Genomic DNA, 17,573 nt, shown 5'->3' with positions numbered 1-17,573 from the left:
GTCACCCCGCTCGGCGGAGTGTTTTTCGGCTTCTGCACCAAAGATACCCCCGTTCGGTTACCCGGCCCTGGCCGCTATGCCCGGAACTACCGAGCTATACGTATTTGAGGGACAACGTTGCGTAATCGACCAACTACGGAGCATGATGGTCCGGCGAGACATCGCAGAGGGCGTCCGCGTGGATGGGGGACATCGGCCACGGACGCCGGGGGGAAACAAGGGGGGACGTTTACCGATGGGGATGATCAGCGACTGGCCCAGCATGGCGGCGTGTCAGAGTGGCGACCCTGACGCGTTGTTCGTGCAGGGCGCTGAGCAGAACGTGGCGAAGAGGATCTGCCGCAGCTGCCCGGTCCGCTACGAGTGCCTCGCCGACGCCCTGGACAACCGCATCGAGTTCGGCGTCTGGGGAGGCATGACGGAACGCGAGCGGCGGGCGCTCCTGCGCCGCCACCCGCACGTGGCCAGCTGGCGGAAGACCTTCGAGGCAGCTCTGAAGGAGAAGGGCGCCGACAAGGTGCTCGTCTCCAGCTGATCCGTGACAGCGGTGCTCGCGACTGAAGATCAAGCAGCCGGTCTCGCGAGCAGCGCTCCGATCGTTCGCAGCCCGTCGACGTCGTGGACGTCGGCGGGCTGTGCCGCGACGGCGGTCGCCGGCACCCGGGGGAACGCGTCGGTGAACGTCGCGGCCACCCGGACCTCCCGCTCGGTCTGCCGCAGCAGGCCCGCGTGGATGCGCAGCACGTCGGCGGTCACCGCCTGATCCCCGGCCGCCTCCAGCTCCGCCGCGGCGGCCTCGGCCTGCTCGGCCGTGACCCCGGCCGGCTCGGCCTGGTGCATCCGGTTCAGGACCAGCCCGCTCAGCGGCATCCGCTCGGTCACCAGGCGCTCGGCGAAGTACGCCGCCTCCCGCACGGCGTCCCGCTCGGGCGCCGCGACGAGCAGGAACGCGGTCTGCGGGTCCTGCAGGATCCGGTACGTCTGGTCGGCGCGCTGCCGGAAGCCGCCGAACATCGAGTCGAGCGCCGCCACGAAGCCGGAGAGGTCGGTCAGCAGCTGCGCGCCCAGGATCTTCTGCACGGTCCGGGAGAACAGCCCGAACGACGCGGTGACCAGGCTGAACATGCTCTTGCCGCCGGCCCGCGCCGGGGCCAGCAGCATCCGCAGCATCCGGCCGTCGAGGAACCGGGAGAGGCGGGCCGGCGCGTCCAGGAAGTCGAGCGCCGAGCGCGACGGCGGGGTGTCGACGACGATCAGGTCCCACTCGTCGGCGGCCCGCAGCTGGCCCAGCTTCTCCATCGCCATGTATTCCTGCGTGCCGGCGAAGGTCGAGCTCATGGCCTGGTAGAAGGGGTTCGCGAAGATCTCCGCGGCGCGCTCCGGGCGGGTGTGCTGCTCCACCACCTCGTCGAAGGTGCGCTTCATGTCGAGCATCATGGCGTGCAGCTCGCCGCCGCTCGCCGGGTCGATGCCCTTCACCTGGCGGGGCGTGTTGTCCAGCTCGGTGAGGCCCATCGACTGGGCGAGCCGGCGGGCCGGATCGATGGTGAGCACCACCGTCCGGCGCCCGTGCACCTCCGCGGCGCGCAGCCCGAGGGCGGCGGCGGTGGTGGTCTTGCCGACGCCGCCGGAGCCGCAGCACACCACGATGCGGATGGCCGGATCGGAGAGCAGGCCGTCGACGTCGAGCCGTGGAGCGGTCAGGTCAGCCACCGTTCCAGGGTAGTGCGTCTTGATCCGGGGAAGCCGGGATCACGAGCGGAGAAGCCGTCCGGCCAGATCCTGCAGACCGGCCAGGTCGATCCCGCCGGGCAGCAGCGGCAGCTCCACCATCGGGCGGCCCAGCTCGGCCAGCTCGACCCGCAGCGACTCCTCCAGCTCGCGCCGGGTCAGGTGGGCCTGGGCCTCCGCGGTGAGTTGGCTCACCGTGGCCGCCGAGGACGGCAGGCCGGCCGCCGCGAGACCGCGTTTGACCTCCGCCTTGGTCACCTTGCCGGCCGGCAGCAGGGGCGGCCGGCTGCCGTTCACGACGACCCGGCCGACCGGGATGTGCAGCGCGGTGAGCTCGGCGATCGCGTCGAGGCTCTCCTGCACCGGCATCTCCTCGAGGAGCGTCACCACGTGCACCGCGGTCATCGGCGAGCGCAGCAGCGAGGCGACGCCGTCGCTCTGCGTCTTGATCGGACCGACCTTGGCGAGCCGCGCGGTCTCGGCCGTGACGTTGAGGAACCGGCCGACCCGGCCGGTCGGCGGCGCGTCCAGGATCACCGCGTCGTAGAACCGGCGGCCGTCCTGGCTTCGGGTGGTGGCCTCCTTCACCTTGCCGGTGAGCAGCACGTCACGCAGGCCTGGCGCGATCGTGGTGGCGAAGTCGATGGCGCCGACCTTGCGCAGGGCCCGGCCGGCCGCGCCGAGCTTGTAGAACATGTCGAGGTATTCGAGGAGGGCCTCCTCGGGGTCGACGGCCAGGGCGCGGACCTCGCCGCCGCCGGTCGTCGTGGCGATCCGCTTCTCCGCGTACGGCAGAGGGTCGAGGCCGAACAGCTGCGCGATGCCCTGCCGGCCCTCCACCTCGACGAGCAGGGTGCGGCGGCCGCCGGCGGCCAGGCCGAGGGCGAGGGCCGCCGCGACGCTGGTCTTGCCGGTGCCGCCCTTGCCGGTCACCACGTGCAGTCGTTCCGGCCAGTTGCGGTAGTCGCCCATACGTCTAAGTTACGACTAGCCGGAGACTTCGCAGACCAGCCAGCCGGCCTTGCGGACCACGGTGAACTCCAGGTCCTGCGCCGCGGACTTCTCGTCGGCCGTGGAGAGCACCACCCGGACCGCGACCTTGGCCTCCTCGTCGGTCGTGCTGGACACCGCCGGGTCGTCCCAGCGGAAGACGGCGCCGGTGTAGCCGCCGGCGTACGCGGTGATCTGCTCGACCCGCTCGGCGAGCTTGCGGTCGTCCCGGGACTTGCGGCACACCAGGTTCTCGGCCGTCTTCGCGTCCTGTTGCGTGTAGACGGCGGTGAGGAACCGGTTCACGGCGGTCGCCGGGTCGGCCGAGCCGGGGTTGTCGGCGTCCCGGAAGAGGAAGTACGCCGAGACCGCCCCGCCTCCGCACAGGACCAGCGTCGCGGCGAAGGCCAGCGAGAGGAAGACGGCCGAGCGGCGTCCCGGATCCGGCATCGTCGTCGACTGGGCGGTGGGGGAGCCCACCCAGATCGGCGGCGAGTGCTGGTACGCCAGGTGCTCCGGCGGCGCGTGCTGCCACTCGCCGGGCTTCTCGTGCCGGGCGTGCCAGGGCTCCGAGGCGGGCTGCTGCTGCTGCTGCAAGTCGGGCTGCTGCTGCCAGTCGGCCATCGGGATCACCGCGGTGGCGTCCTGGGCCGGCGGCGTGATCGGATGCTCCGCGGTCGCGTCCGGCAGGGCCCGCGGCGGCGGCGGACTGCCGGCGATCGGGAGCTCCTCGTCGGCACCCTGGGTCATACTCACGCTCCGCATCCAAATTCTGACTCTACGTGCTGTAAGGCTAATGCTCGGCGAGCCGGCAGGGGCCCTAAGCTGTGCCGATATCCGACTGATAGGGAGTGGTCAAGTCATGCAGAAGTGGGAGTACGTGACCGTGCCCCTGCTGGTACACGCGACCAAGCAGATCCTCGACAACTGGGGCGAGGACGGCTGGGAGCTGGTCCAGGTCGTGCCCGGTCCCAACCCCGAGCAGCTCGTGGCCTACCTGAAGCGGCCGAAGGGATGACGACGCCCGCTCCCGTCGCGGGAGAAGGCGCCGTCGACGCGTACGCCAAGCTGGCCGAGCTCGGACTGACGCTGCCCGCCGTGGTGCCGCCGCTGGCGTCCTACGTCCCGGCCGTGCAGACCGGGAACTACGTCTACGTCTCCGGGCAGCTGCCGCTGGTCGAGGGCAAGCTGCCGAAGGCCGGCAAGGTCGGCGCCGAGGTCAGCCCCGAGGAGGCCACCGAGCTGGCGAAGATCTGCGCGATCAACGTGCTCGCGGCGGTCGAGGCGCTGGTCGGCCTCGGCCGGATCGTGAAGATCGTGAAGCTGACCGGGTTCGTCGCGTCGGCGCCGGGCTTCACCGGCCAGCCCGCCGTCGTGAACGGCGCGTCCAACCTTTTCGGCGAGGTCCTCGGTGAGCAGGGCCGGCACGCGCGCAGCGCCGTCGGCGTCTCCGAACTGCCGCTGAACGCGCCCGTCGAGGTGGAAGCGATCGTCGAAGTGGCGTGATCTTGCGGTGATTCGGCCCCTTTTGGTCACCCAAGGTGACCGGAACGGACATCGTGTCTCGGCTACCGCCCACGGTCCGACGTACGATTCGGGTCATGGGGGGTGCTGAGCCCGAGTCGGCAGAGGTCGACCGGCTACCGGGTTGGGTGACGCTGCTGCGAGCGCCCAACCCGGGGCCGATGACACTGGACGGCACCAACACCTGGATCCTGCGCGCCCCGGACGGGGATTTCGCCACCGTGATCGACCCCGGCCCGCTGGACGAGGGACATCTGCGGCGGATCGCCGAGCACGGCCCGTTCCGGTTCATCCTCATCACCCACGGTCATCACGACCACGTCGAGGGCGCGGCCCGGCTCTCCGAGCTGCTCGGCGGCACCCCGGTGCTCGCCGCCGACCCGGCGCACTGCCTGCACGGCGGGCCGCTCGACTCCGAAGAGCATCTCGGTGGGAACGGACTCGAAATACATGTCCTGGACACTCCGGGGCACACGAGTGATTCGGTGTGCTTTCTCGTCGAGTGCGGGGATGAACGCGTGGTCTTCACGGGTGACACGATCCTGGGCCGCGGGACCACGGTGGTGGCCCGGCCCGACGGCGACCTGAGCAGCTATCTCTGGAGCCTGGAGCGGCTCAGCGCGTACGAGAAGGTGTTGATGCTGCCCGGCCACGGACCGGCCCGGAGCGATACCGCCGAGCGCGCCCACTTCTATCTCGGCCACCGCCGCGAGCGGCTGGCGCAGGTCGCGGCCGCCATGGCGGCCGGCGCCGACACCCCGGCCGCCGTCGTCGATCTGGTCTACCCGGACATCGACCCCGGCGTGCGGTTCGCGGCCGAGTGGTCGGCCGCCGCGCAGATCGATCACCTGAGACGGGAATCCGGCACCACCCCCGACGGGTTGGATCGGCCGTGACCTGCCCCGTCTGCGGAACCGTCGCCGTGCCCGGCGCCCGCTTCTGCCACCACTGCGGCGCGGCGCTCCCCGGCGCGGCGTCGGCCGACGCCGCCACCCTGCCCGCCGCCGAGCGGCGCATCGTGACCGTGCTCTTCGGCGACCTCTCCGACTTCACCTCCTGGTCGGAGGACCTCGACCCGGAGCGGGTCGGCGCGGTCACCGACCGGGTGCTGGCGGCGCTGGCCGGCGCGGTGAAGACGTTCGGCGGTCACGTGGACAAGCTGACCGGCGACGGGATCATGGCGGTCTTCGGCGCGCCGGTCGCGCACGAGGACGACGCCGAGCGCGCGGTCCGGGCCGCCCTCAGCATGCAGCGCGCGGTCCGCCGGGTGCTCGACGACGAGCGCGGCGGCGGCGCGCCCCTCGGCCTGCGCGTCGGCCTGAACACCGGTGAGGTGGTCGCCGGCATGCAGGCCGGCATCGAATACACGGTCATCGGCGACACCGTGAACACGGCGGCCCGGCTCGCCGACGCGGCCGCGGTCGGCGCGGTCTACGCCGGCGAGCGGACCAGCGGCGGCACCCGGCACGTGGCGTCCTGGCGGCAGCTGCGGCCGCTGCGGCTCAAGGGCAAGCGCGAGCCGGTGCCCACCTACGAGCTGCTCGGCCTGCACGACGCGCCCGGCACCCGGTCCGGCCTCGGCGACGAGGCGCCGTTCGTGGGCCGCGAGACCGAGCTGGGCCGGGTCTCCGGCCGGCTCGCCGAGGCGATCGACTCCGGCACCCCGCGGATCATGGTGATGACCGCGGAGGCCGGCATCGGCAAGTCACGCTTCGCCGGCGAGGTGAAGCGCCTCGCCGCCGGATACGAGGTGGGCAGCGGGGCCTACTCCGGCCACGGCGCCCGGGTGCTGCGGGTGCGCTGCCGCGCGTTCGGTGAGCGCCGCCGGTTCGCGCCGCTCGCCGACATCGTCCGCAAGGCCGCCGGCCTGCCCAAGGACGTCACCGCCACGGTCGGCCGGGCGGTCGTCGAGGAGCGCCTGCGCAAGCTGGCCGGCCGGCTCGGCGCCCAGTTCGACACCGACCGCCTGCTGGTCCTGCTCGGCTACGGCGAGGCGAAGGCCAACCCGGGCGGCCCGATCGCGCCCGCCGACTGGCCGCCGAGCGCGAAACGGGTCGACGCCGAGGCCATCTCGGTGGCGGTCGGCGGCGTGCTGAACGCGCTGGCCGCCGAGGCGCCGCTCGTCGTGATCGTCGACGACCTGCACGACGCCACCGCCACCACCATCGACGCGCTCGGCGACACCCTCTCCCAGCTCGAGGGCCCGGTCGTGGTGCTGCTGCTGGGCCGCCCCGAGCTGGTCCGCACGGCCGGGGTGATGACCCGGCTCGCCGACGCCGAGGTGCACACCCTGCCCCCGCTGCGCGGCGCGGACGCCTCCCGGCTGCTCACGTCGTACCTGAGCGGCGGCAAGCTGCCCCAGGTCGACAACGACCGGCTGCTCGCCACCGCGCAGGGCAACCCGTTCTACCTGGCCGAGATGGTCACCCTGCTGATGGAGCGGGGCGCGCTGACCCCGGCCGTCGGCGCCCACGCGGCCGGCCGCTGGCAGCTCGCCCCCGGGTCGTTCGACAGCCAGCTGCTCTCCCGCGACCTCGCGGCCGTCCTGGCGGCCCGCATCGACGCGCTCTCGGTCGAGCCGCGGGCGGTGCTGCGGGACGCGTCGGTGGCCGGCACCACCGTGCCGAGCGGCGTGCTCGAAGCGTTGCAGGAGCGCCGGGCGGCCGAGTCGCGTCCCGGCGCGGTCTCCACCGTCGAGCTCGAGCGCACCATCGACGAGCTGCTGCAACGCCGCATGCTGCACCGGTCGCGCGGCGGCTACCAGTTCACCACCCCGCTGATGCGCGAGGCGGCGTACGCGGGCATCGGCAAGGCCGACCTCGCCGAGCGGCACGCCTACCTCGCCACCTGGGCCGCGCCGGAGACGGTGGACCGGCCCGGCCACGACGGCGCGGTCCGGCTCAACCTCAGCGGCAACGAGCGGGACGCGTTCATCGCGACCCACGCCGAGTGCGCGGTCGGCCTGGCCGACGCGGTGCGGCTGCGCCCGGACGCGACGGCCCGCGAGGTGGCGCCGCTCGGCGTCGCGGCGCTCGGCCGGATGGCCCGCCGGGCGCTCGCCAACATCGAGCCGGCCGCCGCCATCGAATACGCGGAACGCGCCGCCGCCCTGACCAAGGACGGCCTGCCGCTGGCCGACCAGCTCGTGCACGCCCGCGCGCTGCTGCGCCTGGGCCGGGCCGAGGAGGCGCTCGCGGCCGGCGAGAACATCACCGAGGCGGCCGCCGACGACCCGCTGTGCCGGGCCGAGGGCATGATCCTGGTGGGCCGCGCGCACGAGGCCCTCGGCGACACCGGCGAGGCCGTCGCGGCCTGGCAGGAGGCGCTCGAGGTGGCGACCGAGGCACAGCTGCTGCCCGAGCGGGCCAACGCGATGCGCCGGCTCGGCATGGCCGACTTCCTGGCCGGCAAGCTGAGCCAGGCGAGCAGCCGGTTCGCCGCGGCCTACCAGGTGACCCTGGCGGCCGGCGACCGGCACGGCCAGGCCTGGGCGCTGCAGAACCTCGCCTGGGTGACCACCACCCGGGGCGACTTCGCCGGCACCGACGCGGTGCTGGGCCGGGCCGCCCGCCTCTTCGCCGAGCTCGGCGACCAGGTCGGCCGGTCCTGGCTGCGCGGCACCACGGCGTTCGCCCGGCTGCTGGCCGGCCGGCTACAGGAGGCACGCCGGCTCGCCCGGATCTTCCTGCCCTTCGGCGACCGGGTCGGCGAGGGCTGGGCGGTCGGCACGCTGCGGGTGGTCGAGGCGTACGCCGCGGCCGAGCTCGGTGACCTGGGCGCGGCCGACGGCCAGGCACGGCGGGCGTTCCGCGAGTTCAACGAGGTCTCCGACGACTGGGGCCGGGGCCTCGCGCTGGTGGTCCGCGGCGCGATCGCCCGCGGCCTCGGCGAGCTCGACCACGCCAGCGACCTGCTGACCGACGCGCTGGAATACGCCGACCGCACCGGTCACCCGCTGCTGCTCGGCATGGCCGGGACGCTGCACGGGTTCGTCGCCCTGCAGCGCGGCGACCTGGCGACCGCCGAGGCGGACGCGCAGCGGGTCATGGTCGCGGTCGAGCCGCACAATCCGCTCGCCCCGGCGCAGGTGGGACCGCGGGTGCTGCTGGCCGAGGCGCGGACCCGGGCGGGTGACGCGCGTACCGCGATCGGGCTCCTCGCGCCGATCGCGAGCGACACCTCCACCCCGTCGTTGTTGTTCTCCCGTCGCCACGCGCTGGCGGCGTACGCATCGGCTCTTCTCGCCGAAGGCCGTGTCGAGTCGGCGCTGACCTGGATCGAGCGCGCCTTCGAGGTCCCGGCCGAGGATGTCCGGAGCGGGGTGCTGGCCGCGATGGTGCGGGCCCGCGTGCTGGCCGCCGCCGAGCGCTTCGAGGAGGCGCGGCAGTCGGCGGACGAGGCGGTGAAGCTCGCCTATGCGACCGAGCAGGTGAGCGAGCGTTCCGCGGCCGAGGAACTGCGGGACACCCTGGCCCTCGCGGGTGTCGAACCGGAAACTGTCGCCTACGCGTCTGACGTGCCGGGATGATCTTCCGGCGGCCTGGCGTATTTTCTATTCCGTGACGGAGACTCCGCCTGGTGCCCTGCCCGTGCCATACGTGCCTGGCATGTCCGGATTGTCGGTCATGGCGCGTGGTGGCTACGCGACCGTGTACCGCGCGACCCAGGACTCGGTGGGCCGCGAGGTCGCCATCAAGATGGAGAACCGCACCCTCGACAACGCCCGTGACCAGGCGCGCTTCCTGCGTGAGGCGCGGGCGGCCGGCCGGATGTCGTCGCACCCGCACGTCGTCGACCTGTTCGACGTCGGGGTGACCGTCGACCAGCACCCCTATCTGATCATGGAGCTGTGCGACGGGTCGTACCTCGACCGCATGCGCGTCTCGCCGCTCACCCCGGCCGAGGCCCGGGACGTCGGCATCAAGATCGCTGACGCGCTGGTGCACTCGCACGCCAACGGGGTGCTGCACCGCGACGTGAAGCCGGCGAACATCCTGTACTCGCACTTCAACCCCGCCGTCCTCGCCGACTTCGGCCTGGCCGTCCTGGGCGAGATGCGCGATTCGGCGGTGACCCTCGAGGTGCTGACGCCCGCCTACGCGCCGCCGGAGATGTTCCGCCACGACAGCCCGTCCGGCGCCGCCGACGTCTACGCCCTCTGCGCCACGCTCTACGCCGTCATGAACGGCCGGCCGCCGCGCTGGGCGACCGACCGGAGTCCGAGTCTGATCACCCTGATGGACCTCTTCACCCAGCCGCTGCCGGAGATCCCGGGGGTGCCGCGGGCGCTCACCGAGATCCTGCGCTACGGCATGGCGAACGACCCGGAGTCGCGGCCGAGCGCCGAGCAGCTGCGCGATCTGCTGAACAACCTCCAGCTCGACCCGAACACGCCGCAGCCGCCGCCGGCCGTCTACCGGTCGACGCAGAACTACGTGCCGCCGCGGCAGCCGCGCCCGATCGTGCCGAACACGCCGACCCGCGAGGACGACACGCCGACCGTGCACCAGAACGGGCGGAAGGGCTTCTTCAGCCGCTGGTTCAGCTGAAGCCGCTGGTTCAGCCGAGCGTCTACTCCGGGTCCAGGACGGCGAGCAGCTCGCCCATGTCGACCTCGGCGCCGGGATGCACCGGCAGCGACGCCACCACCCCCGCCGAGGGGGCGTGCACCGGGTGCTCCAGCTTCATCGCCTCGAGGGTGAGGAGCAGTTCTCCGGCGCGGACGCGCTGACCGGGAACGACCAGGACGCGGCGGACCGCTCCGGGCAGTGGGGCGATCAGCGAGCTCTCGGTGGCCTCCGGGGCCGGCAGCGGGAAGCGGGAGATCTCGCGCAGCGTCACCGAGCCCTCCGGGCTGTCCACGTACGAGACGTCGCCGACCCGATGGACCAGCACCGCGAGCCGGATGCCCTGCACGTTGAGCACCACCCGGTCGGCGTCGGCCTGGACCACGATGATCGGCGGGTGGTCGTCGACGACCGGGGCCTGACCGAGACCGGCCAGGTCCAGCTCCTCCGGGTCCACGGCGCGCACCCACCAGCCGGCCAGGTCGCCCTGCCGGTTCATCCGGTATCCGACCTCCACCGGGCCGGTGGGGCCGTCGTACACCGCGGTCTGGGAGCCGGAGGGCACGTTGCGCCAGCCGGACGGGAGCGAGCCGAGCACCGGGGCCGCGGCGCGGCGGGCGGCCGCCCCGGCGAGGGCGGCGGCGAGGCAGGAGAGCCGGACCGCGTCGACCGAGGAGAGCAGCGGGGCGAAGACCTCGGGGTGCCGGTCCAGGAAGCCGGTGTCGATCGAGCCGGCCCGGAACGAGTGGTGGCGCAGCACCCGGACCAGCAGGTCGCGGTTCGAGACGACGCCGTGCACCTGGGCCCGGGCCAGCGCGGACGCGAGCATCCGGGCGGCCTCCTGCCGGCTCGGCGCCCAGGCGATCAGCTTCGCCGCCATCGGGTCGTGGTGCATGCCGATCACCGAGCCGTCCGCGACGCCGGCGTCCAGGCGCAGGCCGGGCTGGGCGAGCGGGCGGAACGAGCCGGCCACGTCCGGCACGGCGAAGCGGTGCAGGGTGCCGGCCGCCGGCAGCCAGGCGTACGCCGGGTCCTCGGCGCAGATGCGCACCTCGATGGCGTGCCCGCGGATCGGCGGCGGGCCCGGCATCGGCAGGCTGCCGCCCTCGGCCACCAGCAGCTGGAGCCGGACCAGGTCGTACCCGGAGACGCACTCGGTGACCGCGTGGTCGGCCTGCAGCGTCGGGGTCAGCTCGAGGAACCAGAACTTGCCGTCCGCGTCGAGCAGGAACTCGACCGCGCCGGCGCCCACGTAGCCGAGGGCGCGGACCACCACGATCGCGGCCCGGCACAGGTCCTCGCGCAGCGCCGCGTCGACGGCCGGCGACGGCGTCTCCTCGACGATCTTCTGGTAGCGGCGCTGCACCGAGCACTCGCGCTCGCCGAACGGGACGACCGAGCCCTGCGCGTCGGCCAGGATCGGAACCTCGATGTGGCGGACGTTGCTGACGTACGGCTCGCAGAAGACGTCCCCGCCGACCTCGCGGCGGGTGGAGGCGACCGCCTCGGCGAGCGTGGACGCGTCGCGGACCACGCGCATCCCGGCGCCGCCGGTCCCGGTCGCCGGCTTGATCAGGACCGGGAACCCGGGAACGGTCTCCGGGTCGGTGAAGGTCGGCAGCACCGGGACCCGGGCCTCGGCGACCAGGTTCTTCATCTCGGTCTTGACGCTCAGCGCGCGCAGGGTGGCCGGGGTCGGGCCCACCCAGATCATCCCGGCGTCCACCACGGCGGCCGCGAAATCGGGGTCCTCGGCGAGCATGCCGACACCCGGGTGCACGGCGTTGGCGCCGGACCGCTGCGCGGCCGCGATCAGGGCATCGGTACGGAGGTAGGTGGTGGCCGGCGTGTTCCCCGGCAGGTGGACCGCGTAGTCGGCCTCGTCGACGTGGGGCGCCTCGGAGTCGATGTCGGAGTAGACGGCGACCGTCTCGATGCCGACCAGCCGGCAGGTGGCGAACACCCGGCGGGCGACCTCTCCACGGTCGGCCACCAGAAGTCGTCGAATCACTGCACTACCTTTCAAGGTCGGAATACACCGACGTGTCCGGCACCTTCAACGGCGGCGCTGTGCACCGCGGAGAGGCAGAGGCCGAGGACCGTACGGGTGTCGCGGGGGTCGATCACGCCGTCGTCGGCGCAGGTGCGGCCCTTCGCGGGCCAGCTGAACGTGAAGCGGGGCTCGCCGATCCGGTCCGGCGAGTGCTCGGCGAGCGGGCCGACGGTGAGCACCAGATGCGGCACGGTCGACCGGGCCACCGCGTGGACCAGCGGGGCGTCGTGCCGGGCGTCCGGGGCCTCGGTGTCGTCGCCGGAGGGCGCGCCGGCGTGCCGGAGGAAGACCAGCGGGGTGGCGGTCGCGTTCGCGAGGTGCAGGAAGTGCACGGCCTTCTGCGCCTCGGCGGCCGAGCAGGGCGCCGCCGGGGTGGACATCACGCCGACCGGGTAGCCGTGCAGCTCACCCCAGCCGGCCAGCAGCGCGACCGCCTGGCCGGGCTTGAACTCGTCGAAGTCGCTGTCGTCGAGGATCCGCGCCAGTACCTCGCGCGGCTCGAACTCGGACGGCTCGTACGCGGCGAGCGTGAGCAGGTCCTCGGGGTCGTGCCGGGGCGGCAGCGGGCGGCGGGTCCGCGGCGCCGGCCCCTGCTTGCGCCAGTTCAGCCGCCGGACGCACTGCCGGGCGAGCCGCAGCCCGTCCCGCTCGTCCTCGGCGAGCTGGTCGGCGGGCCCGGCCGGACCGGCCGGGACGACCGGGGTGGCCCGCACCTCGACACCGTTGGCGGAGCTGCGCACCGGCTGCGGGTGGATGGTGAGCACCTTGGCGTGCCCGCGCACCATGATCGTGTAGTCGGAGAGCGCCGGCAGGTACGCCGCGTCGCCGGTGGTGAGCCCGAACGTCACGCAGACGGTCGGCACCCGATCGGGGGTGAGCCGGCTCAGCTCGCGGGCGATCCCTCCGTCCGGGCTGCCGGCGCCGGCCGACTCGACGAGGGTGACCAGCGGCAGCCGGTTCACCGAGGCGATCCGGGCGGCCCGGCGGATCTTCGCGGCGGTGTACGGGTTGACCGCCCCGCCGTCCACGGTCGGGTCGTTGGCGATCACCACGCACTCGACGCCCTCGATCACGCCGACGCCGGTGACGACGCTCGCGCCGACCGGGTACTCGGAGCCCCAGGCGGCCGACGGCGCCAGCTCCAGGAACGGGCTGTCCTGGTCGAGCAGCATCTCGATGCGCTCCCGGGGGAGCAGCTTCCCGCGCGCGTGATGCCGGGTCACCCACTTCTCGCCGCCGCCCGCACGCGCCTGGTCGAGCGCGTCCTCCAGGTCGGCGAGGAACTGCAGGGTGGTGCTGCGCCCCTCCAGGTAGGCGGGGTCGCGCGGGTCCAGCGTGGTGTCGAGCACGGTCATGCAGACACCCCGATGCCCGCTCCGCCCCTACCTGCGTTCAAAGCCGCGCCCTTCCCTGTCACGCCGGTGCCTCTCGGCCACCTCCGTAACGAGTGGCCAGGCGGGTGCGACACGGATTACGCATGGCGAAGGGGCTGTCCACACGGACAGCCCCGACAGGGAGGGAACGTCAGACGCGGGCGCGCCGCGCGAGCCGCTCCGGGTCCAGGATGATCACGCTCTTGCCGTCGAGACGCAGCCAGGCGCGGGACGCGAAGTCGGCGAGCGCCTTGTTGACCGTCTCCCGGGACGCGCCGACCAGCTGGGCCAGCTCCTCCTGGGTGAGGTCGTGGGTCACCCGCAGCACGCCGCCGTCCCGGGTACCGAACCGGCCGGCCATCTGCAGCAGGTTCTTCGCGACCCGGCCGGGCACGTCCGTGAAGATCAGGTCGGCGAGCGCGTCGTTGGTCCGGCGCAGGCGGCGGGCCAGCACGCGGAGCAGCTGCTCGGCGATCTCCGGACGGTTGTTCAGCCACGGGCGCAGCGACGACTTCTTCAGCCGGGCCAGCCGGCTGTCCGTCACCGCGGTCGCGGTCGCCGTACGCGGACCGGGGTCGAAGAGCGAGAGCTCCCCGAGCATGTCCGACGGTCCCATGATCGAGACGAGGTTCTGCCGGCCGTCCGCGGCCCGGCGTCCGAGCTTGATCTTGCCGGACAGAACGATATACAGGCTGTCGCCGGCCTCGCCCTCGTTGAAGACCACGTCGCCCTTGCGGACTTCGATCGTGTCCATCTCCTTGGCGAGCGCCTCTGCGGCTTCCGGGTCAACGCCCTGGAAGATTCCGCTGCGAGCCAGTACCTCATCCATCGCCGCACCTCCGAAAACGCGCAACGTCTGCGCTCGATCAGTCTAGGCGCACGCGGGCGGGAAACGGGCGGCCACCCCTTGATCCGGATACTGGACGGTAACCAGATTTGCCATTACCGCCGGTGACAAATCAGCGGTCCGGGCAGATCAGGACAGGCCTTTCGTCGGTCGATCCCGCTTGCGACCTGACGGTATCGTCCCGGTCGATGAATTCGCACCCCCGGTCCCACCGCCAGGCACGTTTCGGACATCCTGCCCTGACTGTCACCATTGTCCTGGCTGCTCTGGCCGGAGCCGGCCTGGGCGGAGTCGCCATCGCCAAGCGCGGCGACTCTCCTTCCGCTGCCTGGCAGGCGCCCGCCGCGTCCGGTGCCTCCGCCGCTCCCGCGACGGCCGGCAAGCCGGTGGAGGAGTCCGCCACCGTCGAGTCGATCAGCCTCTCCGCGACCGGCGACATCATCATGGGCAGCGCGCCGAACAAGCTGCCCGCGAACGGCGGCGACGGCTTCTTCGACTCGGTGGCGAAGGGCCTCGCGTCCGACCTCGTGATGGGCAACCTCGAGCAGCCGCTGACCGGGGACACCGGCACCTCCAAGTGCGGCTCGCCGGCGCGGGCCAACTGCTTCGCCTTCCGCTCGCCGCCGTCCTACGCCGAGCACCTCAAGGACGCCGGGTTCCAGCTGCTCAACACGGCGAACAACCACTCCAAGGACTACGGGACCGCCGGATACCGGAACACGGTCGAGGCGCTGGAGGCCGCCGGGCTGGAGCACACCGGCGCCCAGGACCAGATCACCGTGGTGGACGTGAAGGGCGTCAAGGTCGCGGTCGTCGGCTTCTCCCCGTACGCCGGCGCCAACAACCTGAACGACCTGGACGCCGCGGCCGAGGTCGTGGAGAAGGCGAAGTCCGAGGCCGACCTCGTCGTGGTGCAGGTGCACATGGGCGCCGAGGGCTCGGACAAGCAGCACGTGAAGCCGGGCAACGAGCTCTTCTTCGGCGAGAACCGGGGCGACCCGATCAAGTTCAGCCACACCGTGATCGACGCCGGGGCCGACTTGGTGGTCGGGCACGGCCCGCACGTCCTGCGCGGCATGGAGTTCTACAAGGGCAAGCTGATCGCGTACAGCCTCGGCAACTTCGCCGGCGGCGGCAAGACGCTCTCCGGCGCCGGGGTGCTGAAGTACGCCGGCATCCTGCACGTGTCGCTCACCAAGGACGGCTCGTACGCGGGCGGGAAGTTCCTCTCCACCTACATGAGCGCCACCGGGGTGCCGACGCGGGACGCGAAGAACGAGCGCGGGCGCGAGCTCGTGAACGACCTGTCCGCCGCGGACTTCGGCGACACGGCGGTGTCGATCGGCGACGACGGGACGATCAAGCCGTCGGCATGACCGACGATGTCGCACCGCCGACGTACTCTTACCCGGTGACCGCACCCGTCTCTGCATCGCGATACGCGGGTGAGACCCTGCTCGGGCGCAAGCGGCGGGCCCGCAAGATGGGCCGGGTGCTCGCCGAGACCCATCCCGACGCGCACTGCGAGCTGGACTTCACCACCCCGCTCGAGCTGGCCGTCGCGACGATCCTCTCCGCGCAGACCACCGACGTCCGGGTCAACCAGGTGACCCCGGCGCTCTTCAAGCTCTACCGGTCGGCCGCCGACTACGCGGCCGCCGACCGCGCCGAGATGGAGACGCTGCTCCGGCCGACCGGCTTCTTCCGGGCCAAGACCGACTCGCTGATCAAGCTCGGTCAGGCGCTCCTCGACCGGCATGACGGCGAGCTGCCGCGCAAGCTCGACGAGCTGGTCAAGCTGCCGGGCATCGGCCGGAAGACCGCCAACGTGATCCTCGGCAACGCGTTCGGGGTGCCGGGCATCACCGTCGACACCCACTTCCGCCGGCTCACCAACCGGTTCGGCTGGGTCGACGAGGAAGACCCCGTGAAGATCGAGTTCCTGGTCGCCGAGCTGATCGAGAAGCGCGACTGGACCATGCTGTCGCACCGGGTGATCTTCCACGGGCGGCGGGTCTGCCACGCCCGGAAACCCGCCTGCGGGGCGTGCACGCTGGCGAGCGCCTGTCCCTCGTACGGAACAGGCCCGACGGAAGCCGCAGCCGCGGCGAAATTGCTGAAGGGCCCGCGAGCTCGCGATCTCGCAGTCGCCGCAGGCGTCGATCCCGACCTCGTGCCGGCCGCCGCGGTGCTGGCCCCGGAGGAACCGTGAGGCGTGCGCTCGCCGCTCTGACGCTGCTCTCGGCGCTGCTCTCGGGATGCACCGCCAGTGCGCGGTCCGAAACGCCGGACACGCCTTCGCCGTTCGCCGCCTGTGATGCCCTGATCTCGACCGCCAGCACCGATGAGTTGCCGGAATTGTCCCTCCCGTGCTTCACCGGCGGCCGGCAGATCTCGCTCCGCGACCTGCCCCGCCCCGCGGTGATCAACGTGTGGGCGTCCTGGTGCGGGCCCTGCCGCGACGAGCTGCCGGTCATGCAGGGCCTGGCCGACCGCACCGAGGGCGAGTTGACGGTCCTCACCGTCGACACCGGCGATCGGCGGGAGGCCGGCGCCTCCTTCGCGGCCGACAACGGTGTGACCATGCCGACCCTCTACGACTTCGACCGCGGCTTCGCCGCCGCGATCAAGGCGCCCGCGCTGCCCGCCACGGTCTTCGTCGACCCGGACGGCGCGGTCCACGTCCACCGCGACGCGCTCGACGTCGACGAGCTGATCAAGCAGGTCCGGGAGCACACCGGCGTGACGGTGACCCGATGAGCCGGGGGCGGGTCCTCGGCCGGCCGGACGACCTGCCGGACTGGTTCGAGCCGCTGCTGACCCGGGTCGCCGGGAGCCGCACCGAGGACTTCACCCCGCTGCGCAAGCCGGAGGGGAGCAACGGCCGGTCCAGCGCCGTCCTGGTGCTCCTCGCCGAGGGCGCGGACGGCGCCGACCTGCTGGTGCTGCAGCGCGCCGCGACCATGCGCAACCACGCCGGCCAGCCCGCCTTCCCGGGCGGCGCCACCGACCCGGACGACGCCGACGCCGCCGACACCGCGCTGCGGGAGGCGTCCGAAGAGGTCGGCCTCGACCGGTCCAGCGCCGAGGTGCTGGCCCTGCTGCCCGACCTGTGGATCCCGGTGAGCGGCTTCGTCGTCACCCCGGTCCTGGCCTGGTGGCGGCGGCCGCACCACGTGCACGCGCTGCAGGAGGAGGAGGTGGCGCATGTCGCCCGTCTGCCGATCAGTGAACTCGCCGACCCGGCGAACCGTATCCGGGTGCGTCATCCGAGCGGCTGGGTCGGTCCCGCCTTCCAGGTCCGTGGTCTGCTCGTCTGGGGTTTCACGGCAGGGGTGATCTCGTCGTTGCTGGACATGGCAGGCTGGCAGCGGCCCTGGGAACCGGGCCGGCTCGTCGAGCTCCCCGACGCCTCGGCGCCCGTACCGGCGGCTCGCGGTGGTGCGCCCGACGAGGTGGTGCCGTGACGTGGCCTCATACTTCTACGC

16 protein-coding genes are annotated in these 17,573 nt (G+C 72.7%); 10 read left to right on the top strand and 6 right to left on the bottom strand.

Features of this window, described 5'->3' with window-relative positions:
* The first annotated feature begins 235 nt into the window (after positions 1-235).
* Entirely contained in the window at positions 236-535 is a 300-nt protein-coding gene (locus AB0G10_RS23370) for a WhiB family transcriptional regulator (RefSeq protein WP_111654190.1), read from the top strand.
* Positions 536-564: 29 nt separating this feature from the next.
* Here the strand turns inward: AB0G10_RS23370 and AB0G10_RS23365 are convergent, their stop codons facing one another.
* From AB0G10_RS23365 to AB0G10_RS23355, 3 genes are read right to left on the bottom strand one after another with little or no spacing between them, the layout of a single operon-like run.
* The gene (locus tag AB0G10_RS23365) at positions 565-1,713 is read right to left on the bottom strand and encodes an ArsA family ATPase (protein ID WP_360925352.1); all 1,149 of its coding nucleotides are present in this window, start codon (positions 1,711-1,713) and stop codon (positions 565-567) included.
* A 39-nt stretch (positions 1,714-1,752) separates the two neighbouring features.
* On the bottom strand, positions 1,753-2,703 hold the full coding sequence (locus tag AB0G10_RS23360) for an ArsA-related P-loop ATPase (protein WP_360925349.1): 951 nt from the start codon (positions 2,701-2,703) through the stop codon (positions 1,753-1,755).
* Positions 2,704-2,718: 15 nt separating this feature from the next.
* Positions 2,719-3,477 carry a hypothetical protein gene (locus AB0G10_RS23355; RefSeq protein ID WP_360925346.1) on the bottom strand — a complete coding sequence of 253 codons (759 nt, stop codon included), beginning with the start codon at positions 3,475-3,477 and terminating at the stop codon, positions 2,719-2,721.
* A 106-nt stretch (positions 3,478-3,583) separates the two neighbouring features.
* Between AB0G10_RS23355 and AB0G10_RS23350 the strand changes: the two genes are divergently transcribed.
* The 5 genes from AB0G10_RS23350 (at position 3,584) to AB0G10_RS23330 (ending at position 9,794) form a co-directional block, all read left to right on the top strand.
* The gene (locus tag AB0G10_RS23350; RefSeq protein WP_360925343.1) at positions 3,584-3,739 is read left to right on the top strand and encodes a DUF4177 domain-containing protein; all 156 of its coding nucleotides are present in this window, start codon (positions 3,584-3,586) and stop codon (positions 3,737-3,739) included.
* Entirely contained in the window at positions 3,736-4,227 is a 492-nt protein-coding gene (locus AB0G10_RS23345; protein ID WP_360925340.1) for a RidA family protein, read from the top strand. The genes AB0G10_RS23350 and AB0G10_RS23345 overlap by 4 nt, the downstream gene beginning before the upstream one ends.
* A 95-nt stretch (positions 4,228-4,322) precedes the next feature.
* Entirely contained in the window at positions 4,323-5,141 is an 819-nt protein-coding gene (locus AB0G10_RS23340; RefSeq protein ID WP_360925337.1) for an MBL fold metallo-hydrolase, read from the top strand.
* Positions 5,138-8,773 (top strand): adenylate/guanylate cyclase domain-containing protein, encoded by a 3,636-nt coding sequence (locus AB0G10_RS23335; protein ID WP_360925334.1) that lies wholly within the window; start codon positions 5,138-5,140, stop codon positions 8,771-8,773. Before AB0G10_RS23340 ends, AB0G10_RS23335 begins: the two co-directional genes overlap by 4 nt.
* A gap of 31 nt (positions 8,774-8,804) precedes the next feature.
* Positions 8,805-9,794 carry a serine/threonine-protein kinase gene (locus AB0G10_RS23330; protein WP_360925331.1) on the top strand — a complete coding sequence of 330 codons (990 nt, stop codon included), beginning with the start codon at positions 8,805-8,807 and terminating at the stop codon, positions 9,792-9,794.
* Between the two features lie 22 nt (positions 9,795-9,816).
* Here AB0G10_RS23330 and AB0G10_RS23325 read toward each other — a convergent pair whose 3' ends face one another.
* The 3 genes from AB0G10_RS23325 to AB0G10_RS23315 form a co-directional block, all read right to left on the bottom strand.
* Positions 9,817-11,823: a biotin carboxylase N-terminal domain-containing protein gene (locus AB0G10_RS23325; RefSeq protein WP_360925328.1), complete on the bottom strand. Its 2,007-nt coding sequence runs from the start codon at positions 11,821-11,823 to the stop codon at positions 9,817-9,819.
* Positions 11,824-11,834: 11 nt separating this feature from the next.
* On the bottom strand, positions 11,835-13,220 hold the full coding sequence (locus AB0G10_RS23320) for a carboxyl transferase domain-containing protein (protein WP_360925325.1): 1,386 nt from the start codon (positions 13,218-13,220) through the stop codon (positions 11,835-11,837).
* A gap of 169 nt (positions 13,221-13,389) precedes the next feature.
* On the bottom strand, positions 13,390-14,067 hold the full coding sequence (locus tag AB0G10_RS23315; RefSeq protein ID WP_014447921.1) for a Crp/Fnr family transcriptional regulator: 678 nt from the start codon (positions 14,065-14,067) through the stop codon (positions 13,390-13,392).
* 206 nt (positions 14,068-14,273) lie between these two features.
* Between AB0G10_RS23315 and AB0G10_RS23310 the strand changes: the two genes are divergently transcribed.
* From AB0G10_RS23310 to AB0G10_RS23295, 4 genes are read left to right on the top strand one after another with little or no spacing between them, the layout of a single operon-like run.
* Positions 14,274-15,461 carry a CapA family protein gene (locus AB0G10_RS23310; RefSeq protein WP_360925323.1) on the top strand — a complete coding sequence of 396 codons (1,188 nt, stop codon included), beginning with the start codon at positions 14,274-14,276 and terminating at the stop codon, positions 15,459-15,461.
* Entirely contained in the window at positions 15,458-16,297 is an 840-nt protein-coding gene (nth, locus tag AB0G10_RS23305) for an endonuclease III (protein ID WP_360925320.1), read from the top strand. Before AB0G10_RS23310 ends, nth begins: the two co-directional genes overlap by 4 nt.
* Positions 16,294-16,845, top strand: a complete 552-nt coding sequence (locus AB0G10_RS23300) for a TlpA disulfide reductase family protein (RefSeq protein WP_360925317.1) — start codon at positions 16,294-16,296, stop codon at positions 16,843-16,845. The genes nth and AB0G10_RS23300 overlap by 4 nt, the downstream gene beginning before the upstream one ends.
* On the top strand, positions 16,842-17,552 hold the full coding sequence (locus AB0G10_RS23295; protein ID WP_360925314.1) for a CoA pyrophosphatase: 711 nt from the start codon (positions 16,842-16,844) through the stop codon (positions 17,550-17,552). The genes AB0G10_RS23300 and AB0G10_RS23295 overlap by 4 nt, the downstream gene beginning before the upstream one ends.
* Positions 17,553-17,573 lie beyond the last annotated feature (21 nt).

This window comes from Actinoplanes sp. NPDC023714, from assembly GCF_040639855.1.
Lineage (GTDB): Bacteria > Actinomycetota > Actinomycetes > Mycobacteriales > Micromonosporaceae > Actinoplanes.
The sequence above is the reverse complement of the archived record's forward strand: the minus strand, read 5'-3'. Positions and strand labels throughout refer to the sequence as shown.